Origin of the sequence: Epilithonimonas hispanica (genome assembly GCF_003385395.1) — a bacterium.
GTDB classification, from domain to species: Bacteria; Bacteroidota; Bacteroidia; order Flavobacteriales; family Weeksellaceae; genus Epilithonimonas; species Epilithonimonas hispanica.
In genome coordinates this window covers 1-19011 of sequence record NZ_QNUG01000049.1, presented here as the reverse complement: position 1 = coordinate 19011, position 19011 = coordinate 1, and the positions used below count along the sequence as shown (strand labels likewise).

General features: G+C 33.6%; 19 protein-coding genes. 12 read left to right on the top strand and 7 right to left on the bottom strand.

Annotation, left to right across the window (positions count from 1 at the left end; all coding sequences use genetic code 11):
- Window positions 1–175: 175 nt before the first annotated feature.
- From DRF58_RS15820 to DRF58_RS15805, 4 genes are all read right to left on the bottom strand, one after another.
- Window positions 176–406: a hypothetical protein gene (locus tag DRF58_RS15820; RefSeq protein ID WP_116036817.1), complete on the bottom strand. Its 231-nt coding sequence runs from the start codon at window positions 404–406 to the stop codon at window positions 176–178.
- Between the two features lie 27 nt (window positions 407–433).
- Window positions 434–1210 (bottom strand): alpha/beta fold hydrolase, encoded by a 777-nt coding sequence (locus tag DRF58_RS15815; protein ID WP_116036816.1) that lies wholly within the window; start codon window positions 1208–1210, stop codon window positions 434–436.
- A 16-nt stretch (window positions 1211–1226) separates the two neighbouring features.
- Window positions 1227–1946 carry a pyridoxine 5'-phosphate synthase gene (locus DRF58_RS15810; protein WP_116036814.1) on the bottom strand — a complete coding sequence of 240 codons (720 nt, stop codon included), beginning with the start codon at window positions 1944–1946 and terminating at the stop codon, window positions 1227–1229.
- Between the two features lie 81 nt (window positions 1947–2027).
- Window positions 2028–3287 carry a mechanosensitive ion channel family protein gene (locus DRF58_RS15805; RefSeq protein WP_116036813.1) on the bottom strand — a complete coding sequence of 420 codons (1260 nt, stop codon included), beginning with the start codon at window positions 3285–3287 and terminating at the stop codon, window positions 2028–2030.
- Between the two features lie 87 nt (window positions 3288–3374).
- Between DRF58_RS15805 and DRF58_RS15800 the strand changes: the two genes are divergently transcribed.
- Complete coding sequence (locus DRF58_RS15800; protein WP_116036811.1) at window positions 3375–3863, top strand: DUF456 domain-containing protein; 489 nt, start codon at window positions 3375–3377, stop codon at window positions 3861–3863.
- A gap of 9 nt (window positions 3864–3872) precedes the next feature.
- Window positions 3873–4289, top strand: coding sequence for a hypothetical protein (locus tag DRF58_RS15795; protein ID WP_123902432.1), 417 nt, complete (start codon window positions 3873–3875; stop codon window positions 4287–4289).
- 84 nt (window positions 4290–4373) lie between these two features.
- Here DRF58_RS15795 and DRF58_RS15790 read toward each other — a convergent pair whose 3' ends face one another.
- Window positions 4374–5018 (bottom strand): uracil-DNA glycosylase, encoded by a 645-nt coding sequence (locus tag DRF58_RS15790; protein WP_116036808.1) that lies wholly within the window; start codon window positions 5016–5018, stop codon window positions 4374–4376.
- A 209-nt stretch (window positions 5019–5227) separates the two neighbouring features.
- Between DRF58_RS15790 and DRF58_RS15785 the strand changes: the two genes are divergently transcribed.
- The 9 genes from DRF58_RS15785 (at window position 5228) to DRF58_RS15745 (ending at window position 14924) form a co-directional block, all read left to right on the top strand.
- Window positions 5228–6301 (top strand): lactonase family protein, encoded by a 1074-nt coding sequence (locus tag DRF58_RS15785; protein ID WP_157966743.1) that lies wholly within the window; start codon window positions 5228–5230, stop codon window positions 6299–6301.
- Between the two features lie 48 nt (window positions 6302–6349).
- On the top strand, window positions 6350–8668 hold the full coding sequence (locus DRF58_RS15780; protein ID WP_116036805.1) for a DUF5686 family protein: 2319 nt from the start codon (window positions 6350–6352) through the stop codon (window positions 8666–8668).
- A 63-nt stretch (window positions 8669–8731) separates the two neighbouring features.
- A complete protein-coding gene (locus DRF58_RS15775) occupies window positions 8732–9859 on the top strand; it encodes a lactonase family protein (protein WP_116036803.1) in 1128 nt (375 codons plus the stop codon).
- A 45-nt stretch (window positions 9860–9904) separates the two neighbouring features.
- A complete protein-coding gene (gene rsmA / locus DRF58_RS15770; RefSeq protein ID WP_116036801.1) occupies window positions 9905–10675 on the top strand; it encodes a 16S rRNA (adenine(1518)-N(6)/adenine(1519)-N(6))-dimethyltransferase RsmA in 771 nt (256 codons plus the stop codon).
- Between the two features lie 210 nt (window positions 10676–10885).
- Window positions 10886–12094, top strand: a complete 1209-nt coding sequence (dcm, locus tag DRF58_RS15765; protein ID WP_245955524.1) for a DNA cytosine methyltransferase — start codon at window positions 10886–10888, stop codon at window positions 12092–12094.
- Entirely contained in the window at window positions 12091–12411 is a 321-nt protein-coding gene (locus tag DRF58_RS15760) for a hypothetical protein (RefSeq protein WP_116036798.1), read from the top strand. The genes dcm and DRF58_RS15760 overlap by 4 nt, the downstream gene beginning before the upstream one ends.
- The gene (locus DRF58_RS15755) at window positions 12412–13542 is read left to right on the top strand and encodes a phospholipase D-like domain-containing protein (protein WP_116036796.1); all 1131 of its coding nucleotides are present in this window, start codon (window positions 12412–12414) and stop codon (window positions 13540–13542) included.
- Window positions 13543–13715: 173 nt separating this feature from the next.
- On the top strand, window positions 13716–14225 hold the full coding sequence (gene idi / locus DRF58_RS15750; protein ID WP_116036795.1) for an isopentenyl-diphosphate Delta-isomerase: 510 nt from the start codon (window positions 13716–13718) through the stop codon (window positions 14223–14225).
- A 42-nt stretch (window positions 14226–14267) separates the two neighbouring features.
- Window positions 14268–14924 carry an NAD(P)H-binding protein gene (locus tag DRF58_RS15745; protein WP_116036793.1) on the top strand — a complete coding sequence of 219 codons (657 nt, stop codon included), beginning with the start codon at window positions 14268–14270 and terminating at the stop codon, window positions 14922–14924.
- A gap of 33 nt (window positions 14925–14957) precedes the next feature.
- Here DRF58_RS15745 and galE read toward each other — a convergent pair whose 3' ends face one another.
- On the bottom strand, window positions 14958–15977 hold the full coding sequence (gene galE / locus DRF58_RS15740) for a UDP-glucose 4-epimerase GalE (protein WP_116036791.1): 1020 nt from the start codon (window positions 15975–15977) through the stop codon (window positions 14958–14960).
- A 21-nt stretch (window positions 15978–15998) separates the two neighbouring features.
- Window positions 15999–17126 carry a DegT/DnrJ/EryC1/StrS family aminotransferase gene (locus DRF58_RS15735; RefSeq protein WP_116036789.1) on the bottom strand — a complete coding sequence of 376 codons (1128 nt, stop codon included), beginning with the start codon at window positions 17124–17126 and terminating at the stop codon, window positions 15999–16001.
- Between the two features lie 131 nt (window positions 17127–17257).
- On the opposite strand from DRF58_RS15735, the gene DRF58_RS15730 reads away from it, so the two are divergent.
- On the top strand, window positions 17258–18865 hold the full coding sequence (locus tag DRF58_RS15730) for a S8/S53 family peptidase (RefSeq protein ID WP_116036788.1): 1608 nt from the start codon (window positions 17258–17260) through the stop codon (window positions 18863–18865).
- Window positions 18866–19011: the final 146 nt, after the last annotated feature.

Below are 19011 nucleotides of genomic sequence, written 5' to 3'. Positions count from 1 at the left end.
TTCCTCTGTCCCAAAATGCGTTGTAAAACTAAATATATTCATCTAACTAATTAAATTATAAGTAAATATACGAAATTATGTGTAATTACGGATATTCATTATAATTTTCAATCAATTTATCTTTCATCTTGGATAAATTGATTGAAAAATTTACAAAATTTGCTGAGTGATCAAGTTAAGTCTGTTTCTTTCTTTTTAAAATCTGAAGCAAAAGAAAACAATTCAAAACAGAATAAGCTAGAATTACACCAATGAAAAACCAAAAACTTCTACCTTCCAAAAACCATTCTCCATTTCCAGAAAACGAATCTCTGAGCACGAGAAACATTAGAACAATCAAAAAAAGATTAATGACAACAGAAAAAATCAAAATGATTTTATAAATGGTTTCTTGGTATTTTATCATTTTAAAAATTGATTATGTAAAGAGTATCTAATTCTGTAAAAAATCTTTCACAGCCGCATTGAAATCAATTGGATTGTTTGCCTGAACCCAATGTTCCGCATTTTTGATTTTGATGAGTTTATAATTCGGGAATTGTTGTCTGATGAGAAACTCGTCTTGTGGAAGAATATAATTGGAATTAGCTCCGGCAATGAACAAAGTCGGCCCATTGAAAACACCAAACTTAATCGCATTAGAAACAAACTCGGTATATTTTTCAGCTAAGGTTTCAAGATTGAATCTCCAAGCTAATTTTTTATTCTCTGTCCAATACAAATTCTTCATCAAAAACTGAATCACAAATTTCTCGTGAATATATTCTCCAAGAACTTTTTCTACATCTTGACGAGATTCAACCTTATTAAAATCCACAGATTGCAATGCTTTGATGATTCCCTGATGATGCGGTGGATAAGCCTTAGGCGCAATATCTACAACAATCAGCTTCTCTACCCTCTCAGGGAAATTAATGGCGAATTGCATCACCGCTTTTCCACCTAAAGAATGTCCTAATAAATTAGCTTTTTGAATGTTATGAGCGTCAAGATAATTCAGAATATCATTTGCCAAATCGTCGTGTGTCATAGAATCTGAATGAAAACTACGACCGTGATTTCTCAAATCCAACAAATGCGTCGGCATCAATTCTCCAAATTCTTTTCCAAAACTTCCCCAATTATCCAACATCCCGAACAATCCGTGAAAAACCAAAAGTGGCGTTTCTGTTCTTTCCTCTCCGTATATTTTTGAATGTAATATTTCCATTAACAATAAAATATAATTACCACTTAGCTAATCTTTTTAGATAAGCCTGCACCGTATTTTCCAATCCAAGATAAAGTGCTTCCGAAATCAAAGCGTGACCGATGGAAACTTCCAAAAGATTTGGGATATTGTCTGAGAAATATTTTAAATTTTCTAAAGACAAATCGTGTCCGGCATTGATTCCTAAACCAAATTCACTTGCAACAACAGCAGTTTTGAAATAAGATTCTATAGCTAATTCTTTATCTTTGGGATAATTGGTTGCGTAAGCTTCTGTATAAAGTTCGATTCTTTCAGTTCCAGTTTCAGCTGCGAATTTCACCATTTCGGGATTTGGGTCAAGGAAGATTGATGTTCTGATTCCCGCATTTTTGAACTCAGCAATTACAGATTTCAAGAAATCAAGATTCTTTTCACAATCCCAGCCAGCGTTGGAAGTAATCGCGTTGTCGGCATCAGGAACCAAAGTCACTTGCTCAGGTTTCACTTCCAAAACCATATCAATAAAAGGTCTGTGTGGGTTTCCTTCGATATTAAATTCGGTTTTCACCAAAGGTTTCAAATCGTAAACATCTTTTCTTGTGATATGTCTTTCGTCCGGTCTTGGATGGATTGTAATCCCTTGCGCTCCGAATCTTTCCAAATCCAAAGCAACTCCGGTTACACTTGGGACATCGCCTCCTCTAGCATTTCTCAACGTTGCGATTTTATTGATATTGACACTTAGTTTTGTCATTTTTATTGGTTTTTGGTTGTCAGTTGTTTGTTGTTAGTTTTTTCAAGCAACCAAGAACAATCAACCTTCAACTAATTAATTTTAAATTTTATTGACTTGCATTATTTCCAAATCAAACTCTTTGGAAGCCACCAAAAGATGGTCAAAAATATCGGCTTGGATTTGTTCAAAATTCTCCCAGTTAGAATCATTGGTAAAACAATAGATTTCCAAAGGCATTCCTTGTGGCGTGATTTCCATTTGGCGAACCATTACAGTTCCGGTTTGATCTATATTGGGATTATTTTTAAGATAATTCAAAGCATAAATTCTGAAAGTTCCAATATTGGTCAGTTGCGATCCGTTGATAATTTCGTCTGCATTGGGGAGCGTTGCTTTTTCTTTATCGATCTCGTTTTTCCTTTCCACAAGATAATCGTGTATCAAGTTGATTTTCAATAAATCATTAAATAATTGATCATCCAGAAATTTAAATGATTTAATATTGAAAACAATTGATTTTTTGATTCGTCGCGTGTTGGTTTCGGACATCACCTGCATATTTTTGATTTCCGTCGTCAGTAAATCGTATGTCGGGATTGTGGAAAGCGTTTTATCAAAGTTTCTGATTTTTGTCGTCAGCAAATCAATGTCTTCAATATTTCCTTCTATCGAATATTTTGGAATAGCCACCCAATCTCCTACTTTCAGATTCTTAGAAGTCGCTACGTGAATTCCGGTTACAAAACCCAAAATTGTATCTCGGAAAACCAAAACCATAACCGCAGTTATCGCTCCCAGACTTCCCAAAACTGTTGTACTGCTGATTCCGAATAACACACAAATCGCAATCACTCCAAAAATAAATCCTCCAAAAATCCTAACCGTCTGTGAGATAGAATTAATGGCGATTATCTTGTAGTAATCTTTCTGTATAAGGTAATAATTCTGCAAAACTTTGATGAATCGGAAAGCCATATTTGCAATCACAAATACAATCAAAATCCCAATCAATCTTTCCAGAAAAACAAAACTTTTCGGATGTCTGTAAAAAATCGAAAACAAAGCATAATTCCCAAATCCTAAAGCTAAAATGTTAGCCACAGAATTAGTCACTTTTGCTTTGTAAATGGACTTCATCACAGGATATTTTTCTTTATCGAAAAAGAATTTGAAAACTAAATTGATTCCGTTTTTCAAAAGAAAAGAAACCAAAAAAATAAGAAATATGAGAAGAAAAAACTTAAGTGTAATCTGCATGGATAAAACAAATTCATCAGGAAAAAAGTCTTTGCAGAAGAAATGAATTTCATCACTGATTTGTTGAAGAAAATCTTTGTAATCTATAAGTTCATTTTTCATTGAGAAGAATTATTTCACAAATTTAAGCATAAAAAAAATCTTTTGGCATTAGTTTGAATGTTGTATTTTTAAAATAAATTTAAAATAATGGATTCTGTTTTTATCGACATTATCGCTCTTGTTCTACTTTTTGTAGGAATGTTAGGAACATTTTTACCAATTTTGCCAGGATTATTATTGAGTATTTGCGGATTACTGATTTTCAAATTCGGAACAGAAAACGAGATGCCAATGATTTATGTTTGGATTTTTGTTTTATTGACCATCATTTCAACAGTTCTGAATTATGTGATTCCCGCAAAAACCAACAAAAAATATGGCGGAACGCGCTACGGAAGTATTGGTTCTTTCATAGGCACCCTTTTAGGATTATTTTTCATTCCGATTCCCTTAGGATTCTTAATTGGAATGTTGTTAGGTGTTTGCCTTGGCGAATTATTGCACGATTTCAGTGATAAAAAGAAAGCTTTTAACTCGACAAAAGGTGCGCTAATTGGCTTTATTTACGGAACAGGATTTAATTTAATGGTTGGGCTGGCAATGTTTTTGGTTGTCGGTTATTATATTTTCTTTTAAAATTTCAAAATGATGAATTTAAAATCACTTTTATTCGCTCCTGTTATATTATTAATGAGCAACTGTACAACACAATCTCAGGCTCAGACTTCCGAAAGTGGAAACAACACCATCACAATCGGAATTAACAAAACGGCAAAAATTCCTAATTCCAAAATCAATTTGGAATTCAAAAACATTGTTGAAGACAGCCGTTGTCCTATTGATGCGACTTGCGTATGGGAAGGAATTGCAATTGTTTATGTGAATGTTAACTCCGGAAAACAAACAGAAGATTTCCAAGTTGCAACAAGAGATTTCCAACCGAAAAGTGCGAATAAATCTTTTAGTTTCTCAGGATACAGATTTACATTAACAGATTTGAAACCTTATCCTGGTGGAAAAGAAGAAAGCGAATCTGTTACTTTTAAATATGAGAAAGAATAATAATTTAGCTGATAGCTTTTGGTTGTTTGTTGATAGAATTTCCGAATCGAAAAATTCTAAAACACTCCCACTCTCAAACCCAAATCATCCCCAAACAATTTCCTTCTTTCCCTTATCTTTAAGATATTGATTGATTTTTGAAAAAGGTTTGCTTCCGAAAAAACCTCTGTAGACAGAAAATGGTGATGGATGTGCCGACTGGATTATGTGATGCTTATTTGAATCGATAAGTGAAGCCTTTTTTTGAGCAAAGGCGCCCCAAAGAACGAAGACAACATTTTCCTTTTTATCTGAAATCTCTTTGATGATAAAATCTGTGAAAACTTCCCAACCCAAATTTTTATGAGAATTCGGCTGATGCGCCTGTACCGTTAGTGTACCGTTCAGAAGTAGAACCCCTTGTTTTGCCCAATCTTGTAAATCTTTATTTTTTCTTTCTACACCAACATCTTCTTTCAGTTCAATAAAAATATTTTTTAGCGAAGGGGGCGCCGTAACATTTTCTGAAACCGAGAAACAAAGTCCATTCGCCTGACCATCATTATGATACGGATCCTGACCAATAATCACAACTCCAACATCATCAAATTCAGTTAGTTCCAGAGCGCGGAAAATTTCATCTTTGGGTGGAAAACATTGGGTTGAATTATATTGCAGCTTAACTTTTTCCCAGAGATTTTTAAAATAATCACTCTCTTTAATGGGTTGCAGAACTTCTTTCCAAGTCATTTATAGAATTTTTACAAAATTATATTTACCAATCTACACAAGCAAATGCATTGACATTTTATTGAAAAATTAAGTTAATAAATCATAAAAGACCTTTGGCTTAATTTTTATTGTAATAAATTTGGGCGATTTTTTGATTATTATTATCTATTAAAACCGCTATTTTTAGAATGAAAATCTGGAACAGTTTTATTTTTTCAATATTGTTTATGGCTAGTTTATCTGCGCAGAATACCATTATCGTAGGCACTTACACCAACAGTGAGAAGTGCAACAGCGGCGGAATATACGTTTTCGATTTTGATGAAAATACATTTAAGTATAATCTTAAATACCATACTGACAATATCATTAACCCAAGTTTTGTAAGCCTGAGTCCAGATACAAACTATCTGTTTTCGGTGAACGAAAATGGTGATAAAAGCACAGTGACATCTTTTTCGATAGATGAAAAAACAGGTTTGCTCATCAAAAAAGACGAAAAAAAGACCAAAGGTGAAGATCCTTGTTTCCTGATTTCAGATGATGATAATGTGATTGTAGCCAATTATTCTGGTGGAAGCATCAATGTTTTCAAAAGACTAGAAAACGGAAAACTGTCTGAAGTTATTCAAAATATAAAATTTGAAGGAGCCGGATTTAATCCGAAGAGACAAGAAAAATCACACATTCATCAGGTTCAGTTTACGCCGGATCATCAGTTTGTCCTTGCAACAGATTTAGGGCTGGACAAAATTTACGTTTTCAGATATAATCAAAACGGAGATCAGCCATTGGAAAAAGTCGGTGAGTTTGATGCTAAAAAAGGTTCTGGTCCGCGACATATTGCTTTTGATAAAAGTGGAAAATTGATTTATCTCGTTCAGGAATTAAGTGGCGATTTGTCGGTTTTAAGTTTCAACGAAGGAAAAATTACATTAATCCAAGAAGAAACTTTATTGTCTAGAAAAGTGAGATTCAATTTCAGAGTTGCGGACATTCATTTATCTAACAACGAAAATTTTCTTTATGTGACCAATCGTGACGATGCGGACGACATTACTACTTTCGAAATTCTTGAAGACGGAAAAGTGAAAAAAATTCAGCAAATCAAAACGACTGGTAGAAATCCACGAAATTTCACTATCAGCCCAAATAACAAGCTGGTTTTGATAGCCAATCAAGACACCAATAGAATCAATATTTTCAGTAGAGATTTAAAGTCAGGAGAACTGACTCCTACAAAGAAATCTATCCCTGTTTGTGCACCTGTAAATGTTATTTTCTATGAAAAAGGAAAATAATTCATTCTCAGTATAATATTTTAATAAAAAATTAGTTTTAATAGCTTAATGTTCGAAGACTCGATGTTTGATAAAAAATTTATTCTTTCATTTTTTCTGATTTGGTGTTCCGGTTTGCTTTTTTCGCAAATCGAAAAGGAGAACGAAATTGAAAGTGTCGTTATAAAATCTGTAAAAAAGTATAAGAATAAGAAGGAAAATCCTGCTTATGCAATTATGCAACAAGTTTGGAAAAAGAAAAAATCCAACGGACTTCTTCTACACAAAGACTACAAGTACAAAACTTATGAGAAAATCGATTTTCGATTAGACAATATCGACAGTTCTTTTACGAAAAAGAAAGTTTTCAGAGGTCTGGATTCTATTATTTTCAAATACAATGACACTTCCGAGATTGCTGGGAAAGCTGTTTTGCCACTTTTCATCACAGAAAGTATTTCTCAAACTTACGGAAAAAATGCCCCTAAAAAAGAACGAAAAGATCTTCTGGCAATAAGAAATTCCGGACTTAAGAATAATCAAATCGTTGCGAAGACGATTCAGAATATGTACAAGGATATCAACATTTATGATAATACCATTAATTATCTGAATCTTGGTTTCACAAGTCCTGTTTCCACAGATGGTTTCGGTGTTTTTGATTATAATATCACCGACACGATTGAGATAAACACAGTCCGAAGCTACGAAATCCGATTCACTCCAAAAAACCCTGAAGCATTAGCTTTGAAAGGCAGACTTTATATTTCGATGGACAAATATAATGTGATGAAAGTGGAGATGCAGACCAATAAAAGAATTAATATCAATTTCGTTAAAAATATTGCGACGGATTTAGAATTTGATAATCCAGATGATTCTACTTTCATCCCGACTAGAAATGAGACTACGCTTAATCTTGTCCTTAATGATAAAGATGGTGCAAAAAGTGTGATTGCAAAACGTGTTGCCAATTATTCTGAATACGAATTCGATAAAGGGTTAGAAGATTCTTTTCTTAGTAAAACATATATTCCTGAGGACTACCTAGTTGAGAAAGACGAAAATTATTGGTTAGAAAACAGAACAGAAAAACTGACCGAAGGCGAACAGAATATCTACAAAATGTATGACGAATTAGAAAATGTTCCGAAATACAAACGAATCATAAAACTTGTTGAGATTGGGAATACAGGTTATATCCATTTTGGAAAATGGCTGGATTTTGGAAATATTTTTCAGACTTGGGGATATAATGACATCGAAGGTTTGAGATTGAGAGCCGGTGCCAGAACTTACTTTGGAAAGAATGATATGTGGAGAATCCAAGCTTATACTGCTTACGGTTTCCGTGATGAAAAATGGAAATTTGGTGGTGAAGCAAAATATATGTTCAACAAAACCAATCGTTTCCAAATTGGTGGCGGTTACAGACAAGACGTTTTGCAACTTGGAGTTCAATTGACAACTGATGAAGGAATTATGACGCGTTCATTCGCTTCTTCTTCTGTTCTTAACAGTGGTGAAACGACTTCTATGAGTTCTGTTAAACAATACAATTTTTTTACCAGTATAGAACCTTGGAAAAATTTCCAAATCAAATTGGATGCAACCACTCAAAACATAAGATCTGCAGATTCTAATTTATTTAATATTGATTATTACAGACAAGGCGTTCTTCGGAATGATTTGAATGATACAAAACTAACAACAACTTTGATTTTCAGACCAGGAATCAAATTTTCTACTTACGGAGTTGATCGTTATGAAATGACCGCGTTAGCAACCAATCCTTCTTTGATTCTTAAATATACAAAAGGAGTTGGAGGCGTTTTTAATTCAGATTTTAATTATAACAAACTTCAGTTTTACTATTATCAACCTGTGATTTTAGGAAATTGGGGAAGATTATTTGCGAATGTAGAAGTTGGGAAAAACTTTGATGCGCTTCCTCTTGCTTTGCAAAATGTTTTACCTGCCAACCAATCTTACGGATTAGTGCGTGGCGTTTTCTCTTTGATGAATTACTATGAATTCGTGGCAGATTCTTATGCTGTTTTGTTTCTGGAACATCATTTCAACGGGAAAATATTTTCTCAGATTCCTCTCATCAAGAAGCTAAAGCTGAGAGAAGTTGCGTTTTTCCGCTCAGGCGTTGGAAGTTTGAGACAAGAATCCATCACGATGAATGCTGGAAATATGAATCTTAGCGCTCCCGATAAACCTTATTACGAGTATGGTTTTGGAATCGAGAATATCGGTTGGGGGAATTTCAGATTATTGAGAGTTGATTTTAACTGGAGAGGAAATTACTTAAATCACAAAACAACTGCGAATACTGATGTAAGAAAATTCGGTATTCAGTTTGGTTTCCAGATGAATTTTTAGAAAATTTGTTACTAGCAGAACTTTTTTTTAATCAAGTCTATTTCCCAAAACAAATAATCATCAATGAAAATCCAAAAAATTGTTCTATTCATTAGCTTTTTAATTGGCACAAGTCTATATTCACAAAAACAATTTGTATTTTTTGGTTCTTATAATTGGGACAAAGGTTCTGAAGCTGTTTATGTTTACGAACTAGATACGGAAACAGGAAAACTCACCAAAGTTGCTTCATCTTCCGATGTTATCAATCCTGGATATATAACAGTTTCTAATGACGGAAAATATGTTTATGCCTCATACGACGCCAAAACTCCGAATTACGGAACAGTAGGCTCCTTCGCTTTTGATGCTGATAAAAAATCTTTGACTTTCCTTAATCAACAAAAAACCGGAGGTGAAAATCCAGTTTATGTAAACGTTGATAAAAGTGGAAAATGGCTCATTAATGTAACTTATAATCAACCAACTATTTCTGTTTTCCCACTTCTTGAGAATGGAAAGATAGATTCGATAGCACAACATTTTAAATTCACGGAAGGAAGTGGTGTTAATCCAACAAGACAAGAAAAATCGCATACACATTCTGCTATTTTTACACCGGATTATAAGACGGTTTTGTTTGCAGATTTAGGTGCTGATAAGATATTACAATATCCTTTTGAAGCAAATCAGAAACAACCTTTGATTGACAGTGAAAGTTCTTTCATCAATACAAAACCCGGAAGCGGACCAAGACATATCACTTTTAGTAACGATGGGAAAATTGCTTACTCGATTGAAGAATTGGCCGGGATGATTTCGGTTTATGATTTTTCGAATAATACATTGAAAGAAATCCAAAGAATTGCAACGCATCCAGATAAAATAAAAGAAGGTTTTGAAAGTTCCGATGTTCACATTTCTCCGGATGGAAAATTCCTATATGCGACTAATAGAGGAAAAGAAAACAATATTGCGATTTTCAAAGTTTTGAATGATGGAAAATTAGAATCTGTCGGTTACCAAAAAACTGGTGGAAAACATCCAAGAACTTTTGCGATTGATGAAACAGGAAAATTCATTATTGTGACCAATGTTATTTCGCAAGATGTAACCATTTTCAAAAGAAACTTAGAAACTGGAATGTTGAAGAAAGTTGGAAAACCAGTCAAAATAAAAAATGTGACTTGTGTGAAGACGAAGATGTATTGATATTATAATCTTTCTGTTGACTATAATTTACCATATCTTTGCAAAATGGACGTTAGAGCAAAAAAACATCTTGGTCAACACTTTCTTACAGACCAGAATATCGCACGCAACATTGTAGATTCGTTGTCATTTGAAGGCTATAAAAAAGTTTTGGAAGTTGGCCCGGGAATGGGCGTTCTTACCAAATTTCTTCTCGAAAAAGACTCAGAGATCTATGTTGCCGAAATCGACCAAGAATCTATCGTTTATCTCAAACAACATTATCCAAAGCTTGAAGAACAGCATTTTGTTGGTGACTTTTTGAAAATCAATATTCCGGAAGTTTTTGGCGAAGAACTGGCTGTGATTGGAAATTTCCCTTATAATATTTCGTCTCAGATTCTTTTTAAAATCATTGATAATTACACTTTGATTCCGGAAATGAGCGGAATGTTCCAGAAAGAAGTGGCTGAAAGAACCGCTGCAAAACCAAGAACAAAAGATTACGGAATTTTGTCAGTTTTGGTTCAAGCTTATTATGATGTTGAATATCTTTTTACAGTTCACGAAAACGTCTTCAATCCACCACCAAAAGTAAAATCAGGCGTTATCCGAATGACTCGAAATCTGAAAGAAGGATTGGCTGGAAACGAGGTTTTATTTAAACAAATCGTCAAAGCAGGATTTGGACAAAGACGTAAAAAGATGAGCAATGCGCTGAAAGTTCTCGGTATTCCTGAAAATATAAAATCTCATCCTTTCCTCGATATCCGAGCAGAAGAATTGTCTGTTGCTGATTTTATTGCTTTTGCTAATGAATGGGAGAATAGTTTGTAGAATTTTGTTTTCTCGCAAATGGAGCTGATTTTATTCTTAATTTCTATAATAGTTCAGCGGTAATTTTGTCGTTATGGGAAATGCTTTTTGAAAGTTCGTGCATAAAATAAAATCCCGTTTTTCAAATTTTCAATTCAACAAAACTTGATTTTAATTTGTAAATTGCAACATTAATAAGTAAGCTAAAAGAGAATGTTGATAAAAGAGAAAATGAGCATAGAGGAATTTGATGACAAGAGTTACCAAATTAAGCTTGTTGAACCTTTAGAAGAAGAAAAAGCCGTACTAACTCACTATCTACATAATATACACAACGGAGTTGCAAAATATTATAAAGACGAAGCTTTAAGTATTTTGAAAAACTATGTAGAATACAAAAGCGAAAATAAAATTTCGGTTGTAGAGGAAGAAGCTTTGCAACAATTATTATTCGAGATTGAAAATGTTCCATTTCCAACTCCTAAAAATTATACGTTCAAATTTATCGACCTATTTGCGGGAATTGGAGGTTTTAGAATCGCAATGCAAAATGTAGGTGGAAAATGTGTTTATACAAGCGAATGGAATAAAGACGCTCAAAAAACGTATCGTGAAAATTTCGGAGAAGTCCCATTTGGAGATATTACAAAAGAATCTGTAAAAAATTATATTCCAAAAGAATTTGACATTTTATGTGCTGGTTTTCCTTGTCAAGCATTTTCAATTGCAGGACTTAGAAAAGGTTTTTCAGACACAAGAGGAACTTTATTTTTTGATTTAGAACAAATTATAGAAAAACACAAACCAAAAGTTGTGTTTTTAGAAAATGTAAAAAATTTAGTTTCTCACGATAAAGGAAAAACCTTCAAGGTTATTCTTGAAATTTTAGAAGAAAAATTGGGTTACAAAGTGTTTCATAAAGTTTTGAACACAATGACTCACGCAAATGTTCCACAAAATAGAGAAAGAATTTTTGTAGTTGCATTCGACCCAAATCAAGTTCCGAATTATGCTAATTTTCAATTTCCAGAAGAAATTAAATTAACAAAAACAATTCACGACATTTTAGACAAAGAAAAACAAGAAAATAAATATTATTATCCTGAAACTCATCAGTATTATCCTGAACTTGTTAAAACTATGACAAGCAAGGATACCGTTTATCAATGGCGTAGAGTTTATGTAAGAGAAAACAAAAGCAATGTTTGTCCTACATTAACTGCAAATATGGGTGCAGGTGGACATAATGTACCTTTGATAAAAGATGATTTTGGAATAAGAAAATTAACTCCAAAAGAGTGTTTTGCATTTCAAGGTTATCCAATGGATAAATATATCTTACCTCCTATTGCAAATAGCAAATTGTATATGCAAGCAGGTAATTCTGTAACAACCACTTTAATTGAAAGAATTAGTAACGAAATAATCAACGTATTATGATAATAACTAATATTTTAAATATAGTCTCTTATTTAGAAGTTAAATCTTTTCCTAAAAATGTGTACGCAATTAGAATAAAAGATGAAAAAGAAAATCTTTATGATATTGCAATTAATCATAATGGTTATTGCCCAGTAATAAATAATGAAAGAGAACAATCTAGATTTAATGACTATTTATCTAATCTAGAAAACAGTACAATTAACGAATATTTCAAGTCATTAAAAAAAAGAAAACCAAAATTATACTCAACTCAATTAGAAGTTTTAACAGATTCTAACGGTGAATTATATCATTTATCAAAAGTTGTTGGGTAGATGAAATCATTCGCTGAAATAGATATAGAAAACAATGGAAATTATTTGAAACTGCTTTCAGCAGTTTCAAAGCTTTCGGGTCTTTTCAGCGAAAGTGCAATTCCTTTTATCAATTACCGTGTAGCAGAAAACATTTTCTGTAGAAGTTTTGATGCTGGAAATTTATCTCGTTCAGATACGGCATTCGATGCAAACTATAATTCTATCGGTGTAGGTTTAAAAACATTCGTTTGCAATTCAAATAACAGCAATGAAAAAGTAGCAGAATTCAATTCACTTTCAAGAGTAATAGCTGATTTTCAAGGTAAAGACCTGGCTCATAAGTTAGCAGAATTCAGAAACGAAAGAATTGATTTAGCAAATCGTTTATACAATATTGAGAGTTCATTATATCATATTGTTGCAAGAAAAGATAGTGAACTTGTCTTATTTGAAACTGATTACGACAAAATTGACATAGAAAATATTCACGCTGTAAAACAAAATTCTGCAAGTTTACAATTTGAAGATGGAAAAAACTTTTATAGTTTTAACTATTCAAAAAGTACACTTTTCAGAAAGTTTTATATTCCTAATAATGCTTTTAAACTTCCAATTGAAATTTTAGAAGATCCTTATACTCTACTTCTAGAATTGTTTGAAGATAAAGCTTTAAAACCAGCAACAGATAAATTTGTTCGTGGTGAAAATTATGTTATTTTGCCACTTTACGGAATAAAAAACAAAGAAAAATTTGTGTTTGAAAAAAGTGGTTTAAATCAATGGCATGCAGGAGGACGAAAAAGAGATTATGGAGAAGTGTACATTCCAATTCCTGCTGAAATTCATAAACAATTCCCAAATTTCTTCCCTGAAAGAGACCAATTATTTGAGTTAAAAATCCCAACTGGGGAAGTTTTTTCAGCTAAAGTTTGTCAAGACAACTCAAAAGCTTTAATGACGAATCCGAATAAAGCTCTTTCAGATTGGTTATTACGAAAAGTATTTCAAGTCAAAGAAGGTGAACTTTTGACTATCGAAAAAATGAATGAACTTGGATTTGATAGTGTAATAATCTGCAAAGATGCAAATGGAAATTATCAAATTGATAAAGCTAAACTTGGTAGTTACGAACAATTTATAACAGAATAAAGCACTTTCCATAATATCATACTGGCGAAATGGCGTTTTACAGACAATACCCCTAGCCCCGATTGCAGAGGAAATCCTTTTTCTTTTCTTTCACATAAGGAAAAGAAAAAGATTGCAACGGAAAGCGGGATTAAGCTCCTAATAATTAATTCTAAAATCCTTATTTTTGTTCTATGGAAAAAGTGGTATTGGTAAATCCTCAGGATGAAGTTTTGGGACAAATGGAAAAAATGCAGGCGCACGAAAATGGTCTTTTGCATCGTGCATTTTCGGTTTTTCTCTTCAATGAAAAGGGTGAAATGCTTTTACAGAAACGCGCCAATGAAAAATACCACTCTCCCAACCAATGGACCAATGCTTGTTGTTCGCACCCAAGAATCGAGGAATCTTATCTGGATGCAGCGAAAAGACGTATCAAAGAGGAATTGGGAATCGATTGTGAGCTGACAGAGAAATTCCATTTTATCTACAAAGCGGATGTTGGAGACGGACTTTGGGAACACGAATTGGATTATGTTTTTACAGGAAACTTTGATGGGGAATTTGATTTGAATCCTGATGAAGTTTCGGAAATCCGATATGTTTCTATTGCTGATTTGCAACAGAAAATTGCTGAAAATCCGGATAACTTTACGGAATGGTTTAAAATCATTTGGGCGGAATATCGTAATCAGTTGAATTAATCCAAGAAATATTCCTTAACTTTATTATCAAATCTTACGTGTATGAAAGCTTTGGTAATTGGTGCAACTGGCGCTACAGGAAATGACCTTGTAAGTCAACTTTGTCAGGATTCGGATTTTGATGAGATTAATATTTTCGTGAGAAGACGGTCTGATTTTCATAACGAAAAGGTCAAAGCGCACATCGTAGATTTTGATCAGCCTGACGAATGGAAACATCTTGTGAAGGGTGATGTTGTTTTCTCTTGCCTCGGAACGACTTTGAAATCGGCAGGAAGCAAAGACAATCAGTGGAAAATAGATTATGATTATCAATATCAGTTTGCTAAAGTTGCGAGAGAAAACGAAGTGGATGATTATATTTTAGTGTCTTCTTATGGCGCAGCTCCTGATTCGAAAATCTTTTATTCCCGAATGAAAGGCGAATTGGAAGAAGCTGTGAAAAACTTGCATTTCCCCAAAACAACCATCTTCAAACCGGGAATGCTGGAACGAAAAAACACAGATAGAAATAGTGAAGTCTATGGTTTGAAAACGATTAAATTCCTCAATAAATTAGGACTTTTCAAAAATCAACAACCATTGCCAACTGAAGTTCTTGCAAAAGCAATGATTGTCGCATCGAAGATAAAATCTAATAGTTTTTCTGAAGTTAAACTCCATAGTATTTTCAGTTTTGCTGAGAAGAGAACGCAATAAAAAATCCAATCAGAGTTGATTGGATTTTATGTTTTAGTTATTTCTGTCTTTCAGATATTTTTGCCATTCCCAAGTGGTTTTCAATGCTTCTTCCAAAGTGGTTTCTGCTTTCCAATTGAGTTCTTTTTCAGCTTTGTCCGCATTAGCGTATGCAATCGTGATATCGCCTTCTCTTCTTGGGCAAATCTGGTAAGGAACTGCAACATCATTAGCTAATTCAAAAGCTTTTACAACTTCTAAAACCGAAGAACCTTTTCCTGTTCCTAAATTGTAAATATCCAAAACTGTTTCTTCATCTGAATGAATCAATTTTTGTAATGCAGCAACGTGTGCTTTTGCCAAATCTACAACATAGATATAATCGCGAACGGCTGTCCCATCTTCCGTAGGATAATCATCCCCCCAAACACTCAGTTTTTCTCTGATTCCAGCCGCAGTTTGCATTACATAAGGAACCAAATTATTAGGAATTCCTATTGGTAACTCTCCTAACAAGGCAGAAGGATGCGCTCCAATGGGATTGAAATATCTCAATAAAGAAACTCTTTTATTGTAAGCTTTGGAAAAATCTTTCAATATATCTTCACCAAAACTTTTGGTTTTACCATAAGTGGATTCTGGTTCTTTGAGAGGTGTATTTTCATCAATCGGCATTTGATCTGCTTGACCATAAACCGTACAAGACGAACTGAAAATAAAGTTAGAAATATTTCTTTCTTTAAACTCCTGAAGAACATTAATCAATGAAAACAAATTATTTTCGTAATAATCCAGTGGTTTTACCATACTCTCTCCTACTGCTTTTGAAGCCGCGAAATTGATACAACCTTCGATATCGTGAGCATCAAAAACTTGTTTCAGCAACTCTTTTCTTCTAAGATCAAAAGGATAAAAAATTGGACGTTTTCCTGTTATTTCCTCGATATTATCAAGAATGAATTTTTCTGAGTTAGACAAATCATCAACAATGATGACATCAAAATTGTGATTAATGAGTTCTACAACTGTGTGTGATCCGATATAACCGAGACCACCTGTTACGAGTATGGACATAGTTTTTATAAATATTGGAGATTAGTTATTGAAAAACTCTAAAACGGAATCTGTAATGTACTTTAATTGCTCTTCATCCAGTTCTGTATGCATTGGAAGAGAAATTACTTGATCCAATAATTTATCCGTATTTACAAAATCTGCAGGATTACTATCTTGGAAATAGGCTTTCTGCTTTCTAAGCGCAACCGGATAATAAATCATTGCAGGGATTTCTTTTTCTGTTAAGAATTGTTGCAATTCATTACGCTTTCCGTTTAGGATTCTTAAAGTGTATTGATGAAAAACGTGCGTTGAATTTTCTGCTCTTTTTGGCGTTAAGATATTTTCGTTGCCGGCAAAAGCTTCATCATAATAATCAGCTGCTTTTCTTCTCGCTTCGTTGTAAGAGTCAAGATTCGGTAATTTTTTTCTCAAAACCGCAGCTTGAATACTGTCTAATCTTGAATTAACACCAACTTCGTCGTGGTAATAACGCTCATACATCCCGTGGTTTACGATTCCTCTTAATCTGTGAGCTAATTCATCATCATTAGTAAAAATTGCGCCTCCATCTCCATAACAACCTAAGTTTTTGGAAGGAAAGAAAGATGTGGTTCCAATTGTTCCCATTGTTCCAGATTTTTTTTCAGTTCCATCAGAGAAAATAAAATCTGCACCAATGGCTTGTGCGTTATCTTCAATAACGTAAAGGTTATGTTCCTTAGCAATTTTCAGGATTTCTTCCATATTTCCACATTGTCCGAAAAGATGAACAGGAATAATCGCTTTGGTTCTTGGTGTAATTGCTTTTTTAATAGCTTCTGTATCGATAGTAAATGTATCATAATCCACATCTACCAAAACGGATTTTAGTTTTAACAAATGAATCACTTCAACAGTTGCCGCAAATGTGAAATCTGCTGTTATCACTTCGTCTCCCTCTTTCAAATCAAGAGCCATAAGGGCAATCTGAAGAGCATCTGTTCCGTTAGCACAAGGAATCACGTGTTTTACATCCAAATAATTTTCAAGGTCTGATTGAAAGGATTTTACTTCCGGACCATTTATAAAAGCTGCAGAATCCATTACATTAAGAACTGCATTGTCAACTTCACTTTTTATCTTATAATACTGGCTTTGTAAATCAACCATTTGGATTTTTTTCATATGCTGATATTTAAATTTTGAATGCTTAAAAAGTCGTTATTAGATATTTTAGAAACGATTTAAAAAGCAAAAAACATTATTTTGTAAATTTACATTTATTTATTTGTTTAAAAAATCAAATCCTCCTAAACGTGAGAAAAATCTTTACAATTTTATCAGTTGGCTTTTCTTTAGTAATTAATGCTCAAACCGAATTAGTTTTTGTTTTCTTCAAAGATAAACCTAACAAAGCTTCTTTTTATGCAAACCCTTTATCCGAATTAACCCAGAAATCTCTTGATAGAAGAACCAATCTTGGAATTACTCTTATTGATCAGGATGCTCCAATAGAATCTAGTTATATCCAGAATGTTAAAGACTTAGGTTTTACAGTAACAGATTATTCAAAATGGTTGAATGGTGTTGCAGTCAATGCTACTACTGAACAGATCCAGACATTATCCCAGCAGAGTTATGTAGATCATGTAGAAAGTTTTGTAAAAAATCCCAACGGAGGAAAACGTAATGAAAAGATGAATAAATTCGATGCGTTTGATTCTGAAAATGCAAACAGAGATGCTTTGACAACTTTTAATTATGGGAACAGCTTATCTCAGATCAATCAAATCAACCTTCGTCCATTGCATGTTGCTGGCTACACCGGCACGGGAGTTTCTATTGCTGTGATTGATACAGGGTTTCCTTATGTCAATACAGGCAGTGCCTTTAAAAGAATGCGAGATAACGGACACATCAAAGCAACTTATAACTTTGTGAATAAGACATCTTCTGTCTATACAACCTCACTCAATTCTCATGGTGCTATGTGTCTGGGTATTATTGGTGGATATATAGACGGGACATTTGTAGGAGCTGCACCAGATGCATACTTCTATTTGTACGCAAGTGAAGATGCTGCTAATGAAATCCCAGAAGAACAACTCTATTGGATAGAGGCTGCAGAAGAAGCTGATAGACAAGGTGTAGATGTTATTTCTACGTCTTTAGGTTATTCTGAGTTTGATGACAGTCGTTATGATTATACATATGATGATATGAATGGTACAACCACTTTTATCTCCAGAGGAGCTCAGATTGCTAGCGAAAAAGGGATTCTTGTATTAATTGCTGCTGGAAATGAGGGACAAAAGGCGTGGCACTATATCTCTGCTCCAGCTGACAATGCTAGTGTTTTTACCATTGGTGCGGTTAACTCTGCTGGTAGCTCATCCGGATTTTCTTCTTTTGGCCCCAATTCTGCAGGTGTTGTAAAACCTGACGCAAGTGCAAGAGGCACTTCTACTTATTACGCTTACAACAACTCTTCTGATTATGGGAACGGAACTTCTTTTGCTACACCTTTAGCTGCTGGTGGCGTTGCGTGTCTATTACAATCTGTCCCTAACACAAAACCTAGAGAGATCATAAAGCAAAGTCTAAGACAAAGTTCATCTCTTTATCCTAACTATACAGACCAGATGGGATACGGAATTCTTAATTTTTATGAAAATTATCAGATGCTGGCTACAAACGATATCAAAAAAATAGATGTTAAAATCTATCCTAATCCGGCAAAGGATATGATTAATATTTTGGCAAAAAAACTGGTAACCTCAGTTGAAATTTATGATTACCTAGGTAAATTAATTAAAACCGAGAACACGAACAAAATTAATGTATCTCAACTTGCCAAAGGTAATTACCTCATCAAAATAAAAACTGGAGATCAGGAAATAGTAGAAAAATTCATCAAGGAATAAAGTTACACAAATAAAAGAATCCGTCTCACAACAAAATTTGAGGCGGATTTTTTTGTTATAAAAGTTTTTCAATATTTTAAGAAAAAGTGAAAAGTTGTCCTCTTCAGGCAACTTTCTTTCTTAAATTGTGTGCTAAAGCGTGTAAT

What these genes read in the sequence shown, in the direction of transcription:
- DRF58_RS15820 (WP_116036817.1), bottom strand. Translation starts at nt 406, where the DNA reads ATGATAAAATACCAAGAAACCATTTATAAAATCATTTTGATTTTTTCT.
- DRF58_RS15815 (WP_116036816.1), bottom strand. Translation starts at nt 1,210, where the DNA reads ATGGAAATATTACATTCAAAAATATACGGAGAGGAAAGAACAGAAACG.
- DRF58_RS15810 (WP_116036814.1), bottom strand. Translation starts at nt 1,946, where the DNA reads ATGACAAAACTAAGTGTCAATATCAATAAAATCGCAACGTTGAGAAAT.
- DRF58_RS15805 (WP_116036813.1), bottom strand. Translation starts at nt 3,287, where the DNA reads ATGAAAAATGAACTTATAGATTACAAAGATTTTCTTCAACAAATCAGT.
- DRF58_RS15800 (WP_116036811.1), top strand. Translation starts at nt 3,375, where the DNA reads ATGGATTCTGTTTTTATCGACATTATCGCTCTTGTTCTACTTTTTGTA.
- DRF58_RS15795 (WP_123902432.1), top strand. Translation starts at nt 3,873, where the DNA reads ATGATGAATTTAAAATCACTTTTATTCGCTCCTGTTATATTATTAATG.
- DRF58_RS15790 (WP_116036808.1), bottom strand. Translation starts at nt 5,018, where the DNA reads ATGACTTGGAAAGAAGTTCTGCAACCCATTAAAGAGAGTGATTATTTT.
- DRF58_RS15785 (WP_157966743.1), top strand. Translation starts at nt 5,228, where the DNA reads ATGGCTAGTTTATCTGCGCAGAATACCATTATCGTAGGCACTTACACC.
- DRF58_RS15780 (WP_116036805.1), top strand. Translation starts at nt 6,350, where the DNA reads ATGTTCGAAGACTCGATGTTTGATAAAAAATTTATTCTTTCATTTTTT.
- DRF58_RS15775 (WP_116036803.1), top strand. Translation starts at nt 8,732, where the DNA reads ATGAAAATCCAAAAAATTGTTCTATTCATTAGCTTTTTAATTGGCACA.
- rsmA (WP_116036801.1), top strand. Translation starts at nt 9,905, where the DNA reads ATGGACGTTAGAGCAAAAAAACATCTTGGTCAACACTTTCTTACAGAC.
- dcm (WP_245955524.1), top strand. Translation starts at nt 10,886, where the DNA reads ATGAGCATAGAGGAATTTGATGACAAGAGTTACCAAATTAAGCTTGTT.
- DRF58_RS15760 (WP_116036798.1), top strand. Translation starts at nt 12,091, where the DNA reads ATGATAATAACTAATATTTTAAATATAGTCTCTTATTTAGAAGTTAAA.
- DRF58_RS15755 (WP_116036796.1), top strand. Translation starts at nt 12,412, where the DNA reads ATGAAATCATTCGCTGAAATAGATATAGAAAACAATGGAAATTATTTG.
- idi (WP_116036795.1), top strand. Translation starts at nt 13,716, where the DNA reads ATGGAAAAAGTGGTATTGGTAAATCCTCAGGATGAAGTTTTGGGACAA.
- DRF58_RS15745 (WP_116036793.1), top strand. Translation starts at nt 14,268, where the DNA reads ATGAAAGCTTTGGTAATTGGTGCAACTGGCGCTACAGGAAATGACCTT.
- galE (WP_116036791.1), bottom strand. Translation starts at nt 15,977, where the DNA reads ATGTCCATACTCGTAACAGGTGGTCTCGGTTATATCGGATCACACACA.
- DRF58_RS15735 (WP_116036789.1), bottom strand. Translation starts at nt 17,126, where the DNA reads ATGAAAAAAATCCAAATGGTTGATTTACAAAGCCAGTATTATAAGATA.